This is a genomic window from Maribacter sp. ACAM166 (assembly GCF_005771495.1).
In the GTDB taxonomy this organism is placed as follows: Bacteria; Bacteroidota; Bacteroidia; order Flavobacteriales; family Flavobacteriaceae; genus Maribacter.
This window is the reverse complement of the sequence record NZ_VAUW01000005.1, coordinates 73845-87355: the sequence shown is the minus strand read 5'-3', so window position 1 is coordinate 87355 and position 13511 is coordinate 73845. Positions and strand designations below refer to the sequence as shown.

Below are 13511 nucleotides of genomic sequence, written 5' to 3'. Positions count from 1 at the left end.
GGTCATGCCTTAAAATCTTATTTTTAACTTATGAAGAGAAGAATTTTTATTAAAAAAAGTAGTTCTGCAAGCTTAGCGGTGTCCCTTATCCCCTCACTATTCATTCAACAAGACCAAGAATATTCCATATTGGAACTCATGGGTAAAGACGATATTCAATTGTATGGAAAAGGAATTAATCTAAGAAAGGAAGCTCACGATGCTTTTTTAGAAATGAAAATGGCGGCTTATAAAGACGGTATCGACCTTAAAATTGTTTCCAGTTATCGTAATTTTCAACGCCAGGAAGCCATTTTTGAACGTAAGTTTATATCGTATACCGATGATGGTATGGATCCTTTAGATGCCATTGATAAAATTATAGAATATTCTACCATACCAGGTACCAGTAGGCATCATTGGGGTACTGATATAGATATTGTAGACGGTTATAGAAAAGTAGATGGAGATGTTTTAGTCCCGTCAAAATTTGAAGCTGGAGGTCCTTATGAAGATTTTAAAGCATGGATGGATGAAAATTCTGAAACTTATGGTTATCACCTAGTCTATACCGACCACCCAAAAAGAAGAGGTTTTAAATATGAGCCATGGCACTATAGCTATGCACCACTTTCCATACCTATGCTAGAGCAATTTAGAGGAAAGAACATTGCCTCACTTTTACAACATGAAGAGTTTTATGGCGCAGAGCATTTTACAATCGGTTTTTTAAGGTCATATATCCAAAATAATATTTTAGATATTAATAGAGATCTTTTATAACCATTTCGAACTTTAGATACTGTATTAGAACACTTTATCATTTAAAGTGGAAATTAAAAAATACGATTATTCATAGGGTTTTGGCAATCGTTACTTTTGCGTTTATTCAAAATGCAGCACTACATAAGAGAATCCATATACCGGGCGATCACAACATAGTACAATGCTTTCTGCACAAGAAGTTGCGCAAAGATTACAACGTGCATTAGAATTTCAAAGCACGCATGCTGATCCAGAAAACAGAATTGAAAAAAGAAAAGAAGCCATCGAGAAGCATAAGAATGAAGGTTAATCGTGTTTTTTGGTCTTTTGACCTAGAGTGCAAAGCGGTAAGTGCTTAATGTTGTAAGTTTGAGGAGGTCCCAAACTTATTTTACCATTGATGAATTACCTTTATAGCTATGATTTAATCATAGAAGAACACTATAATGGGAACTATTACACATTTTAGAAATATTTACTTTCAGGCGTTTGAACATTGTAAACCTGGCATATTGGTTACAATTTTAAAAGTCTACTCAGTATTTTGTGCCCTAATGTTGTTTATGGCACTATACGCTTTTGTTTATAGAGCAGTAAATGGATTTGATTTTTAACGTTTTTTACTCTTTTACTTGAACACTATATAGAGTAGAATTTAATAAATAAAAAAGGCTCGTTGGGATTTCCAATGAGCCTTTTTTATTTATTCCTTTTCCGTTAAGAGTTTTGATTGATTACCGCTAAAACATCTTTTGCATTTGACATGGTCGCATACTCCTTGGCGGTATAACCTTTTTCACTTTTAATATTAAGGTTAGCGCCATTTAACAAAAGTACTTTTAGAACCTCTGCCCTATTATATCTTGCCGCGTACATGGCAGGTGTTAATCCTAATGATTTTTCATTCAATTCCTCGCCTATAGCAACTAGACTACGAACTTGGTCAACATCGCCTTTCATAGCTGCTTTACATAGAGCGCTTATTTGATCATTAGTCTGCAATACAACAAAATCAGATGCTATTGTAGTTACCGTAGTATTGGCATAAACTCCAGTTATAGCACATACACCCATAAAAAACAGTATTGAGATTGATTTTTTCATAATATTTATGGTATTTGATTAAAATAATTAATGATAATATCAATTTAATCATACTAAACTGATAATAAAATAATTTTAAGAAAGAAATAGTAAATATTTAACATTCAGAAAATTTTAGCCTCACATGGTAGATGGCAACTAAAAAAACTTGATAATGCAGACCGTAATTTGGGCATGCGAGCGATGAGTGAAAAATCAAATGTTAATAAAAACATACTACCGAAATTACACATAGTTATTGCATTTAATTGCAGTAGCATCAAATAGATAAATTTCCTTTATACTTATAAATAACTAAAATTCAATTAGATACCCGAGGCAGTTTCTATTACCTCCGATGCTTCAGTAGCATTTGATAATTCAGCGTAACGCTTAACAGAGAAGCCTTGATTACTTTTTATTTTTAAATCTGCACCATGATTTATTAATAGTCTTAAGACTTCTACTTTATTATAACGGGCAGCAAACATTACCGGGGTCATCCCTAAAGATTTTTGATTTACATCTTCACCTAAATCGATTAAACGTTTTACGGTTAAAACATCGCCTTGCATAACAGCTTTACAAAAAGAATTAATTTCAATTTTCTTAATTAGTTCCTTGTTTACAGTACTTCTTACTTCATTGGTTTCGTTAGCCATTAGATTAGACCCCATTGTAAGTACTACCATAGCTAGTGTTAGAATTGTTTTTCTCATGATGATTGATTTAATTGATGAATAGATTATTCTACATTTTAATAGACGCATGTAACTGTAATTTGTTTCATGCTTTAACAGACTTATAACTTAAGTTTAACAAACGACGCCGCATGAAATTTATGAATACTTGTGATTTTGTTCAGATTCTAAAAAAGGTATGGTATCTAGTAGCTTAACTAGGTAGAACGTAGTATTTTTGATTTCTAAAACTCTTGAAAAGATGAACAAAAAAGTAATCTTAATGATATTGGATGGTTGGGGAAAATCTCCTGACCCAGAAGTATCTGCAGTAGATAAAGCAAATACCCCTTTTATTGATAGTTTATATACGACCTATGCAAATTCAAATTTATTAACAGACGGCATGAACGTTGGCCTTCCAGAGGGTCAAATGGGCAATAGCGAAGTGGGGCACATGAACTTAGGTGCCGGTAGAATTGTATATCAAGATTTAGCCAAAATAAACAAGGCAGTCAAAGAAAACACTCTTCGTGATGAGCAAGTTTTAAAAGACGCCTTCGAATACGCCAAGAAAAACAATAAGGATGTTCATTTTTTAGGCCTGTTAAGTGATGGTGGTGTACATAGCCATACAAATCACATTAAAGGACTTATTAATGCCGGTAGCGCTTCTGGTGTAGAAAACATGTATGTGCATGCTTTTACCGATGGTAGAGATGTAGATCCGAAAAGCGGTAAAGGATTTTTAAAAGATCTTGTTCAATTCACTGCTGATAAAAACACCAAATTAGCTTCGGTTATTGGTAGGTATTATGCAATGGACCGAGATAAACGTTGGGAACGTGTTAAGGAAGCATACGATGTTATCGTTAATGCAGAAGGAGAAAAATCAACGGATATTGCCAAAAGCATTCAAAAAAGTTACGATACTGGTGTAACCGATGAGTTCATAAAACCCATCGTAATGACATCTACAGATGGCACACCCATAGCTAGTATTAAGGAAGACGATGTTGTCATCTTCTTCAACTTTAGAACAGACCGAGGTAGAGAACTGACTCAAGTATTGAGTCAAGCAGATATGCATGAACAAAATATGCATAAATTAAATTTATATTATGTCACGTTGACCAACTATGATGAATCATATAATGGTGTACATGTGATTTATAATAAAGACAATATCAAAGAAACTTTAGGTGAAGTATTGTCTAAAGCAGGAAAAAAACAAATACGTATTGCGGAAACAGAAAAATACCCTCACGTTACATTTTTTTTCAATGGGGGTAGAGAAGTTCCTTTCGATGGTGAGACGCGTATTTTATGTCCTTCACCAAAAGTTGCAACATACGACCTGCAACCAGAAATGAGTGCTTATGAGATTCGAGACAAAATCATCCCTGAGTTAAACAAAGGAGATGTTGATTTTGTTTGTTTAAACTTCGCAAATCCCGATATGGTTGGTCATACTGGTGTAATGGAGGCAGCAATAAAAGCATGTGAAACCGTAGACGAATGTGCTAAAGATGTTATCACAGCGGCACAAGAAAACGACTATTCCGTAATCGTTATTGCCGATCATGGTAATTGCGAAACTATGGTAAATCCAGATGGTAGTCCAAATACCGCACACACCACGAATCCTGTACCTTTAATCTTAGTCGATAAGGATATACATAAAATCAAAGATGGCGTTTTAGGAGATATAGCACCAACCATTTTAAAATTAATGGGAGTTGCAAAATCTGAATTCATGACACAGCATTCTTTGGTATAATAAATTAATCGGTAATAACAGAATTTCACACGAATATGATACAGATTAAAACGGCCGAGGAAATAGAATTGATGCGCGAAAGCGCGCTTATCGTTTCAAAAACATTGGGAATGATAGCAGCTGAAGTTAAGCCAGGTGTGACAACGCTTAAGTTAGACACTATGGCAGAAGCTTTCATTCGCGATCATGGTGCAGTACCCGGTTTTCTTGGCTTGTATGATTTCCCTAATTCCCTCTGCATGAGCCCTAATGCACAGGTAGTACATGGTATTCCAAATAACAAACCGTTGATAGAAGGTGATATTATTTCTATAGACTGCGGCGCATTGAAAAATGACTTCTACGGTGATCATGCCTATACTTTTGAGGTTGGTGAGGTAACCCCCGAAATTAAAAAGTTACTAGACATTACCAAGCAATCACTATATGTAGGCATACGTCAATTCAAAGCAGGTAACCGTGTCGGGGATGTAGGTTTTGCAATACAAAAATTCACTGAAGACCATGGTTATGGCGTAGTGCGTGAGTTAGTAGGCCATGGACTAGGCCGGAAAATGCACGAAGATCCAGAAATGCCTAATTATGGTCGACGTGGCAGAGGTAAAAAATTCGTTGAGGGAATGACCGTGGCAATCGAACCCATGATTAATTTAGGTACCAAGAACATAAAACAACTAAAAGATGGTTGGACCATTCTTACCGCTGATGGTAAGCCAAGCGCCCATTTTGAGCACGATGTGGCCATCGTTAATGGCAAACCAGAATTGCTATCCACTTTTAAGTACGTTTATGAAGCCCTAGGAATTAGTAGTGATGAAGAATCAGAATTCATCTCTTCTGTAGCCAACAGCTAGGAAACTGACATGAAGAAAATTTTTAAATTTTTCCTCAACCTTGTACCAAGACCTGTTTTAATTTCAGTGAGTTATTTGGTAAAACCTTTTTTTCAGCTTTATTATAAAGGGGACACGTTTGAGGATCCAATCGATGGAAAATCATTTCGTAGTTTTTTACCCTATGGTTATGAAAACCCACGTGATAATGTATTATCCCCTTCTACCCTATCATTAGAACGGCATCGACTTCTTTGGTTATTTCTTACCGAAAAAACCAATTTTTTCACCTCCGCGCTGCATGTTTTACATTGTGCTCCCGAACAGGCATTTTACAAACGGTTTAAAAAATTAAAGAATTTAAAATATATAACGACGGATTTAAATTCTCCCTTGGCGGATGTAAAGGCTGATATTTGTAATCTTCCCTTTGATGACAACACTTTCGACGTTATACTATGTAACCATGTTCTAGAACACATACCAGACGATTCAAAAGCCATGCATGAATTGTACCGAGTTTTAAAACCGGGTGGCTGGGGAGTTTTTCAAATACCTCAAGATTTAAGCCGAGAACATACATTTGAAGACAATTCAATAGTTGATAAGGTGGAACGTGCAAAAATATTTGGTCAATATGACCACGTACGTATTTATGGCAGAGATTATTTTACTAAACTAAGAACGATAGGCTTCACGGTTAATGAAGTAGATTTAACAAAGCACTTGAGCCAAGAAAATATTATACGCTACAGATTAGCAAAGGGAGAAATCATCCCCTATGTGCAGAAATAATTACTCGACGACCAAGTCTTTAAAACCTTTGGTCAAAAATTCTTGTGTCTTTCCAGCTTCATCCGAATAAATAATATACGCTTCTAACGTTTTATTCTCAATTACTAATTTAAAAGCTTCGTCCAAATCCATAGCCATGAAAGCAGTTGCATATGCATCTGCAGTTGCACAATTTTTCGCCAATATAGTCACTGCTAATATATTAGATATCTGTGTAAACCCAGTCTTTGGATTTACGATATGAACATACTTCTTACCTGTAGCTTCATCAATTCTATATTTTCTATAATTACCAGAAGATGCTAATGCCCTATTATTAAGATTGATTAATATTTTTGTCTTTCGCTCTACCAGCATTTCTGGGTCATCAATACCCACTACCCAAGGTTTCCCTTTAATCGTATTCTTACCTTTAGCCACTAGTTCACCACCAACTTCAATTAGGTAATTACGAACTTCTCTAGCGTCTAGCATAGCAGCTATCCTATCGATAGCGTACCCCTTAGCAATTGCATTAAAATCTATAAAGATATTTGGATTCGTTTTGATTACCTCATTCTTGGTGTTAAGCGTTACTTTATCAAAGCCAACATACTGCAATAAACTATCTACCTTTAGACTATCCATCGTTATTTGTCGCTCTGGACCAAAACCCCATGCATTCACTAAAGTACCTACCGTTGGGTCAAAGAAACCTCTGGTTTGTATAAAAATATCTTTAGATAAATTAAATACCTCTTGAAACATTTTATCTACAACAACCGTACTATCGCCTTCATTTATCCTTGAAATATCCGATTCTGGAATATACGTAGACAATGAATGATTGATGGAAGTAAAAACGGAATCTATATCTTTTTGAAGGTCTATTTCTACAGAAGAAATAACGATTATATTGTATGATGTACCCAATGCACCACCAGTATAATCGCTTCGATTACTTTCAGTTTCAGAACAAGAATAAAACAAACTTAAAAAAATCGATACAACTAAAATATACTTCTTCATATCTCAACCAATCCATCAAAATCAACAATATACTCTTCATCTAAATACACGGGTAAATTATGATCAGTAGCATTTACCAAACCTACACCTGCATAAAATGTTGTTGCTTCAAATTTAAGGGCATGCTCACTCATCTTGTTTAGGTCGGATTTAAAAAACTCGATATCCTTTGGGTCACCTGGATAACCAATTGCCTTTACAACGACAAAACGCATTTTCTTATCCTTAGTACACACAAACTGTGGATTCTTACGAAGCTCACTGTTGACGGCTAAAAATTCAAATCCTTCCTCCTCTAGCTGTTTGCCTACAATATTCATAGCCAAATTATGGAGCTCCTGCTCTGTTAAAATATGCATTTCAGTACATTTTACAAAAAAACCGATATAAAGTATATCGGTTTTTTTATTAATTATTTCTTATTTAAATGTTATCCACCGAAATCATCAAAACGTATATGCTCATCTGGGATACCATAATCTTCTCCCATTTTTTGCACAGCCTTATTCATTAATGGAGGACCACAAAAGTATAGTTCTATATCTTCTGGTGATTCGTGGTGATCTAAATAGTTATCTATTACACAGTTGTGTATAAAACCAACAAAACCATCGCCCGGAGCATCAATATTTTCTTTTACTTTCCAATTGTCTACTTCCATTGGTTCAGATAAAGCCAAATAGAACTTAAAATTAGAAAACTCCTTCTCCAATTCGTAGAAATGATTTAAGTAAAACAACTCACGTTTAGAACGACCACCATACCAGTAACTAACTTTTCTGTTTGTTTTTAATGTTTTGAACAGATGATATAAATGTGAACGCATTGGAGCCATACCTGCACCACCGCCTACATATAACATTTCTGAATCAGACTCATTAATGAAGAATTCTCCGTAAGGACCTGAAATAGTTACTTCATCACCTTCCTTTAAATTGAAAATGTAAGAAGAAGCTACCCCTGGGTTTACATCCATCCATCCATTTTTAGAACGATCCCATGGCGGTGTTGCGATACGTACGTTCAACATAATTTCTCTTCCTTCACCAGGGAAAGATGCCATTGAATAAGCTCTCTCTACTGTTTCAGGGTTTTTCATTACCAATGGCCACAAATTAAATTTATCCCATTCTTCTTTAAATTTATCTGGACGTTCGTGTTCTTCTGGGTGGGCGGTAATATCAATATTTTCAAACTTAACCTCACACTCTGGAATCTCAATTTGAATGTAACCACCAGCCTTATAGTTCATATCTTCAGGAATTTGAATAACGAATTCCTTAATAAAAGATGCTACATTATAATTACGAAGCACTTTTCCGGGCCACTTCTTAATACCGAAAACTTCTTCTGGAATTGTGATTTCCATATCTTGTTTCACCTTTACCTGACAGGCTAGACGTGCACCATGGTTCAATTCTCTTTTTGAGAAATGCGGGGTTTCAGTAGGTAAGGCTTCACCTCCACCAGATAACACATGACATTCACATTGAATGCATGTTCCACCACCACCACAAGCAGATGGTAAAAAAACCTTTTGATTACCCAACGTAGATAATAAGGAACTACCTGAAGCTACTTCAATCTTCTTTTCTCCATTTATAGTAATGGTAACCGGACCTGAAGGAGCCAGTTTTTCCTTCGTGAACAGAAGTAAGGCTAATAATACCATTAATAATATTAGAAATGCGACAACGGTTATTAGTATAGTACCGCCAGTACTTGCAGCTAAAATCATGTTTATTTATTTACGTCGTTATAAGAAATAACCTCTTCGTCAATTTCTTTGTTTTTTTCTACTATATCTTCTTTTGGAGCGATAACTTTTGGCTCTACAATCTGATTAACTTGCTCATTAGCCTCTTCAGCAGCATCATCACCACCGGTTAACATACCACCAAAACTTTGGAAACCGATACCCATTAGACCCGTTATAATAAATGTAATTCCTAATCCTCTTAAAGGCGCTGGTACATTACTATACCTGATTTTCTCACGGATTGCAGCAATGGCTAAAATAGCTAAAAACCATCCTATCCCAGAACTCACCCCATAATTAAACGCTAGACCCAACGTCTCAATTTCTCTTGCCTGCATAAATAATGAACCACCAAGAATGGCACAATTTACTGCAATCAAGGGCAAGAAAATACCCAATGAGTTATACAGAGAAGGCGAGAATTTTTCAACCACTATCTCTACCAATTGAACCATAGTTGCGATGGTTGCAATAAATAGAATAAATGATAAAAAGCTAAGGTTGTAGTCCGCATATTCTGGACCTAACCATACTAAAGCACCATCTTGTAACAAATATTTATCCAATAACCAATTTAATGGTACGGTTACGGCCAATACGAATATTACCGCAGCTCCTAATCCTACAGCCGTAGCCACTTTTTTGGATACAGCCAAATAAGAACACATCCCCAAGAATACAGCGAAAACCATATTATCAATAAAGATGGACTTAAAAAATAATTCTACATGTTCTAACATAATTTCTTATTAAATGTCTTTTTAATTCTCCTCTACAAGTGCTGGATTTCGTGAGCGTTGTACCCAAATAATAATCCCCACAACAATTAATGCTGCTGGTGGAATAATCATAAAACCATTGTTCTCATAACCCGTAGAATACAAACCAGTTTTTGCAATTGGATCCCCAAAAACCGGAATACCGAAAAGCGTACCAGAGCCTAAAAGTTCCCTAAAGAAACCTACAATAATCAAAATGATTCCATATCCCAATGAATTTCCTATTCCATCCAAAAATGAACGCCATGGTCCGTTGGCCAAAGCGAATGCTTCAAAACGACCCATGATAATACAGTTCGTAATAATCAATCCTACAAATACCGCCAATGTTTTACTTAATTCATATGCAAACGCCTTAAGTACTTGATCAACTATAATTACCAGTGTAGCTACAACAATCAATTGAACGATAATTCTAATTTTTGAAGGGATGATATTCCTCATCAATGATATAACGACATTGCCAGCACCTAGAACGAACATTACAGAAATAGCCATCACCAACGATGCATTTAACTCTGCTGTAATAGCTAATGCCGAACATATACCCAATACTTGAATGGTTATAGGATTATTGTCCGCAAGCGGATCTAGTATGAGATTTGTATCTTTTTTTGAGAGTAGTGCCATATTACTTTGCTCTAATTGTTTCTAAATAAGGTTTATATAATTTAACGGTCTCACTAATCATAGCTGAAACACCGTTACCAGTGATAGTAGCACCTGCCAAGGCATCTACTTCATTATCATCCTTTGTGTTATTCAATGGATCGTTATTTCCTTTTGCAACAGCTATACCTGAATACGAAGATCCTTTTAGAATAGATTCTCCTTTAAAATCATCCATAAAATAGCGCATCTTAATATTCGCACCTAGACCAGGAGTTTCACCTTTATGATCGAAATATACGCCCTGAACAGTCATGGTATCATCAAGGGCAATAAAACCCCAAATCGCATCCCAAAGACCTTTGCCGTACATAGGAATAATGTAGAACTTTTTACCATCCTTATCGCCTATAAATACAGGTAATTTATATTCCTTTCCTTTTTTAATATTCGCTAATTGCTTTTTCAAATCAATCAAATATGCTTCATCATTCTGAGTAATTTCACCTCCTTGAATAACCAACTGCTCCTTGATATATGTAGAAAATTCACCCTCCACTACATCTGTAGGTATAAAATTCACGCTTCCAGAGTCATCCCCATTTTCATTAACACCCATTGCATATAGGATATTCTGCTGTTTTTCAAAACGCTCATTTTCCTGAATAAGTGGACGTAATACTGAAGCTAAAAATGCGAGAATAGATCCCACTACCACAACCATTACACCTGCAAAAACTACTGTATAAACGTTCTTATCTGTATTAACTGCCATAATTAAACTGTTTCAGCTTTAAGTTCTTCTGCCTTACCTTCTGAATCTTTCGGATAGATAGTGGCATTTTTCAATCGTTTCATTCTTCTCTTAATATTACCTCTAATAACATAGTGATCAATAGTAGGAGCAAACACGTTCATTAATAAAATAGCTAAGAAAACTCCTTCGGGATACGCAGGGTTGAACACTCGAATCATTACAGAAATAAATCCTATAAAAAAACCGTAGTACCACTTACCCTTATTAGTTTGAGATCCAGTAACAGGATCTGTTGCCATATAGACAATACCAAAAGCAAGACCACCAACGATTAAATGTTTCCAAAAATCGAAACTCATTAGACCATAAAACTTACTCGATTCTCCTATCCATCCAAAATCAACAATCTGATTGAAAATCAATCCCATTACTAAAGAACCTAGTACAGCACTCACCATAATTCTCCAACTAGCAATCTTGGTAAAGATTAAGAACAATCCTCCCAACAAAATCAAAAATGCCGATGTCTCACCTACAGATCCGGGAATGAAACCGAAAAACATATCAGAAACAGAGTAACTCATCTCCGCCCCCTTATTCTGAGCTAAATATCCTAAAATCGTCTCACCAGAAATAGCATCAGCATTTGTAGTACCCGCTAGAATTTGCTCTGCTCGTTCTCGTGCGCCATACACCCAAACCTTATCACCACTCATCCAAGTTGGATAAGCGAAGAATAGAAAGGCTCTAATGGTTAAGGCAGGATTCAAAATATTCATTCCCGTTCCCCCAAAAACTTCTTTACCTATTACAACACCAAATATTACGGCAACAGACAACATCCAAAGAGGCGTATCTATAGGAACGATTAACGGCACCAACATACCGGTCACCAAATAACCTTCTTCAACTTCATGCCCTTTAATAACCGCAAAAATAAATTCTACCAAAAGACCTACCCCATAGGATACAACTACTAATGGTAAAACTTTTATAATTCCTATCCAAAAATTATCCCATGTTAGAAAATCTCGCATTACTGAAAAATCCACTGGAAATCCATTTATAGCCGAATAGTGCTGATAACCTGCATTGAACATTGAAAACAATAGAACCGGCACCAATGCCATGATCACGGTATTCATAGTCCTCTTTAAATCATCTGCAGCCTTTACATGCGTACCACCTGGATGGGTAGTTTCATCGGGTGAAAACAAAAAAGTATGAAAGGCATTGAAAGCAGGTGCCATCTTATTACCCTGATACTTTAGCTTAAGTTCGTGTAATTTACTTTTTAAACTCATTTCTTATCCTATTTCTTGTTGCAATAAATCTAACCCCTCACGAATAATCTTTTGGTGCGGTTGTTTTGAAATACATATAAACTCAGTCAATGAAAAATCTTCTGGAGCTACCTCATACAAACCTAATTGTTCCATCTCATCCAAATCTTTCACCATACAAGCCTTTAAAAGCTGCATTGGAAAAATATCCATTGGAAAAACCTGTTCATATTGACCAGTTACCACGAAGGCTCTATGCTCACCATTGGTATTGGTATCAAGGTCATATTTTTTATTCGGCTGCAACCATGAAAAAGTAAGCGCCCTAGTTGCCGATATTTTATCAAAAACAGGTTTGTTCCACCCAAATAATTCATAATCATCACCTTCTGGAATAACTGTAACCGTATTATTGTAATACCCCAAATACCCCTCTGGCTTACTTTTAGAACCCGTAAGCACATCTCCATTTATAACACGAAAATTCTCTTCGTTTACGCCACTCGCATATAGAAAAGTAGATATCTCTGCCCCTATTTTTGTAGCATAATACTTAGGCGATTTAACAGAAGAACCCACAAGTGCTATAAGACGTTCTGCATTATATTTACCCGTAAGCAAATACTCACCGATTACAACCAAGTCTTGAGGAGAAACTGTCCAAACCAATTCACCCTTATTAATAGGGTCTAGCTTATTAATTTGCGTACCCACCAAACCTGCAGGGTGTGGCCCTGATACTTTATGTAATTCCACGCCTTTCAAAGAAGAAAATGGAGAATCACCTGAACTACCAACAGATACATGAACTTTACCAGGTGTTAATTTACCTAGCGCTGTAATTGCAGCCTGTATTTCTTTTTCTTTGCCCTGTAAAACGTAATCTACATTTGCCTGAAGCGGAGCACTCGCATAACCAGAAATAAAAATAGACTTAGGCGTAGTATCAGGATTCGCAACAATATCATACGGACGCTGTTTAATGAATGGCCAGCACCCACCTTTTAACAACGAAGCCTTTAATTCACCCTTAGATGCTTTTTCTACATCTAAAGTTGGATTTACAAATGACTCTTGAGTTTTATCAGCTAAAATTTTCAAGTTCAAAATACGCCTTCTTTCCCCTCTTTCAATCTCTACAAGCTCACCACTTACAGGAGATACAAAGAGCATATCTGCCATGTTCTTATCGTAGAACAAAGGCTCCCCGGCTTTCACCTCTGCACCTTGCTTAACCAACATTTTGGGTGTAATTCCGTGAAAATCACTAAGCTGTATTGCATAAATATTACTCAAAACAGCTTTTGAAGTAGCCTGCTCTGCGGCACCCATAAGATTAATGTTGAGCCCTTTCTTAATTCGTATGTCTTTGGACATGTGCGTGTAGACCTTTAGGTTAAC

16 protein-coding genes are annotated in these 13511 nt (G+C 36.0%); 6 read left to right on the top strand and 10 right to left on the bottom strand.

Going from position 1 to position 13511, the window contains the following annotated elements:
• Positions 1–30: 30 nt before the first annotated feature.
• From ES765_RS05890 to ES765_RS22670, 3 genes are all read left to right on the top strand, one after another.
• A complete protein-coding gene (locus ES765_RS05890; RefSeq protein WP_138112212.1) occupies positions 31–762 on the top strand; it encodes a M15 family metallopeptidase in 732 nt (243 codons plus the stop codon).
• Positions 763–925: 163 nt separating this feature from the next.
• On the top strand, positions 926–1054 hold the full coding sequence (locus tag ES765_RS22560) for a hypothetical protein (RefSeq protein ID WP_262710659.1): 129 nt from the start codon (positions 926–928) through the stop codon (positions 1052–1054).
• A gap of 136 nt (positions 1055–1190) precedes the next feature.
• Positions 1191–1358, top strand: coding sequence for a DUF6747 family protein (locus ES765_RS22670; protein ID WP_317131395.1), 168 nt, complete (start codon positions 1191–1193; stop codon positions 1356–1358).
• 103 nt (positions 1359–1461) lie between these two features.
• Here the strand turns inward: ES765_RS22670 and ES765_RS05880 are convergent, their stop codons facing one another.
• Both ES765_RS05880 and ES765_RS05875 read right to left on the bottom strand, forming a co-directional pair.
• Positions 1462–1848 (bottom strand): ankyrin repeat domain-containing protein, encoded by a 387-nt coding sequence (locus ES765_RS05880; RefSeq protein WP_138112210.1) that lies wholly within the window; start codon positions 1846–1848, stop codon positions 1462–1464.
• Positions 1849–2153: 305 nt separating this feature from the next.
• The gene (locus tag ES765_RS05875; protein WP_138112208.1) at positions 2154–2546 is read right to left on the bottom strand and encodes an ankyrin repeat domain-containing protein; all 393 of its coding nucleotides are present in this window, start codon (positions 2544–2546) and stop codon (positions 2154–2156) included.
• 223 nt (positions 2547–2769) lie between these two features.
• Between ES765_RS05875 and gpmI the strand changes: the two genes are divergently transcribed.
• Genes gpmI through ES765_RS05860 form a run of 3 tightly spaced genes read left to right on the top strand, consistent with a single transcriptional unit; the run spans position 2770 to position 5915 of the window.
• The gene (gpmI, locus tag ES765_RS05870; RefSeq protein WP_138112206.1) at positions 2770–4287 is read left to right on the top strand and encodes a 2,3-bisphosphoglycerate-independent phosphoglycerate mutase; all 1518 of its coding nucleotides are present in this window, start codon (positions 2770–2772) and stop codon (positions 4285–4287) included.
• 35 nt (positions 4288–4322) lie between these two features.
• A complete protein-coding gene (map, locus tag ES765_RS05865) occupies positions 4323–5141 on the top strand; it encodes a type I methionyl aminopeptidase (RefSeq protein ID WP_138112204.1) in 819 nt (272 codons plus the stop codon).
• 9 nt (positions 5142–5150) lie between these two features.
• Positions 5151–5915: a class I SAM-dependent methyltransferase gene (locus tag ES765_RS05860; protein ID WP_138112202.1), complete on the top strand. Its 765-nt coding sequence runs from the start codon at positions 5151–5153 to the stop codon at positions 5913–5915.
• Here ES765_RS05860 and ES765_RS05855 read toward each other — a convergent pair whose 3' ends face one another.
• The 8 genes from ES765_RS05855 to ES765_RS05820 form a co-directional block, all read right to left on the bottom strand.
• Entirely contained in the window at positions 5916–6923 is a 1008-nt protein-coding gene (locus tag ES765_RS05855) for an FAD:protein FMN transferase (RefSeq protein WP_138112200.1), read from the bottom strand.
• Complete coding sequence (locus ES765_RS05850; RefSeq protein WP_138112198.1) at positions 6920–7282, bottom strand: Na(+)-translocating NADH-quinone reductase subunit F; 363 nt, start codon at positions 7280–7282, stop codon at positions 6920–6922. Before ES765_RS05850 ends, ES765_RS05855 begins: the two co-directional genes overlap by 4 nt.
• A gap of 71 nt (positions 7283–7353) precedes the next feature.
• On the bottom strand, positions 7354–8661 hold the full coding sequence (nqrF, locus tag ES765_RS05845; protein WP_138112196.1) for an NADH:ubiquinone reductase (Na(+)-transporting) subunit F: 1308 nt from the start codon (positions 8659–8661) through the stop codon (positions 7354–7356).
• Between the two features lie 2 nt (positions 8662–8663).
• A complete protein-coding gene (gene nqrE / locus ES765_RS05840; protein ID WP_138112194.1) occupies positions 8664–9422 on the bottom strand; it encodes an NADH:ubiquinone reductase (Na(+)-transporting) subunit E in 759 nt (252 codons plus the stop codon).
• 21 nt (positions 9423–9443) lie between these two features.
• Positions 9444–10091 (bottom strand): NADH:ubiquinone reductase (Na(+)-transporting) subunit D, encoded by a 648-nt coding sequence (locus ES765_RS05835; protein ID WP_138112192.1) that lies wholly within the window; start codon positions 10089–10091, stop codon positions 9444–9446.
• Position 10092: 1 nt separating this feature from the next.
• The gene (locus tag ES765_RS05830) at positions 10093–10845 is read right to left on the bottom strand and encodes a Na(+)-translocating NADH-quinone reductase subunit C (RefSeq protein WP_138112190.1); all 753 of its coding nucleotides are present in this window, start codon (positions 10843–10845) and stop codon (positions 10093–10095) included.
• 2 nt (positions 10846–10847) lie between these two features.
• Positions 10848–12131 (bottom strand): NADH:ubiquinone reductase (Na(+)-transporting) subunit B, encoded by a 1284-nt coding sequence (locus ES765_RS05825; protein ID WP_138112188.1) that lies wholly within the window; start codon positions 12129–12131, stop codon positions 10848–10850.
• A gap of 3 nt (positions 12132–12134) precedes the next feature.
• On the bottom strand, positions 12135–13487 hold the full coding sequence (locus ES765_RS05820) for a Na(+)-translocating NADH-quinone reductase subunit A (RefSeq protein WP_138112186.1): 1353 nt from the start codon (positions 13485–13487) through the stop codon (positions 12135–12137).
• Positions 13488–13511: the final 24 nt, after the last annotated feature.

Coding starts and splice junctions, on each gene's coding strand:
- ES765_RS05890 (WP_138112212.1), top strand. CDS start 31: ATGAAGAGAAGAATTTTTATTAAAAAAAGTAGTTCTGCAAGCTTAGCG.
- ES765_RS22560 (WP_262710659.1), top strand. CDS start 926: ATGCTTTCTGCACAAGAAGTTGCGCAAAGATTACAACGTGCATTAGAA.
- ES765_RS22670 (WP_317131395.1), top strand. CDS start 1,191: ATGGGAACTATTACACATTTTAGAAATATTTACTTTCAGGCGTTTGAA.
- ES765_RS05880 (WP_138112210.1), bottom strand. CDS start 1,848: ATGAAAAAATCAATCTCAATACTGTTTTTTATGGGTGTATGTGCTATA.
- ES765_RS05875 (WP_138112208.1), bottom strand. CDS start 2,546: ATGAGAAAAACAATTCTAACACTAGCTATGGTAGTACTTACAATGGGG.
- gpmI (WP_138112206.1), top strand. CDS start 2,770: ATGAACAAAAAAGTAATCTTAATGATATTGGATGGTTGGGGAAAATCT.
- map (WP_138112204.1), top strand. CDS start 4,323: ATGATACAGATTAAAACGGCCGAGGAAATAGAATTGATGCGCGAAAGC.
- ES765_RS05860 (WP_138112202.1), top strand. CDS start 5,151: ATGAAGAAAATTTTTAAATTTTTCCTCAACCTTGTACCAAGACCTGTT.
- ES765_RS05855 (WP_138112200.1), bottom strand. CDS start 6,923: ATGAAGAAGTATATTTTAGTTGTATCGATTTTTTTAAGTTTGTTTTAT.
- ES765_RS05850 (WP_138112198.1), bottom strand. CDS start 7,282: ATGCATATTTTAACAGAGCAGGAGCTCCATAATTTGGCTATGAATATT.
- nqrF (WP_138112196.1), bottom strand. CDS start 8,661: ATGATTTTAGCTGCAAGTACTGGCGGTACTATACTAATAACCGTTGTC.
- nqrE (WP_138112194.1), bottom strand. CDS start 9,422: ATGTTAGAACATGTAGAATTATTTTTTAAGTCCATCTTTATTGATAAT.
- ES765_RS05835 (WP_138112192.1), bottom strand. CDS start 10,091: ATGGCACTACTCTCAAAAAAAGATACAAATCTCATACTAGATCCGCTT.
- ES765_RS05830 (WP_138112190.1), bottom strand. CDS start 10,845: ATGGCAGTTAATACAGATAAGAACGTTTATACAGTAGTTTTTGCAGGT.
- ES765_RS05825 (WP_138112188.1), bottom strand. CDS start 12,131: ATGAGTTTAAAAAGTAAATTACACGAACTTAAGCTAAAGTATCAGGGT.
- ES765_RS05820 (WP_138112186.1), bottom strand. CDS start 13,487: ATGTCCAAAGACATACGAATTAAGAAAGGGCTCAACATTAATCTTATG.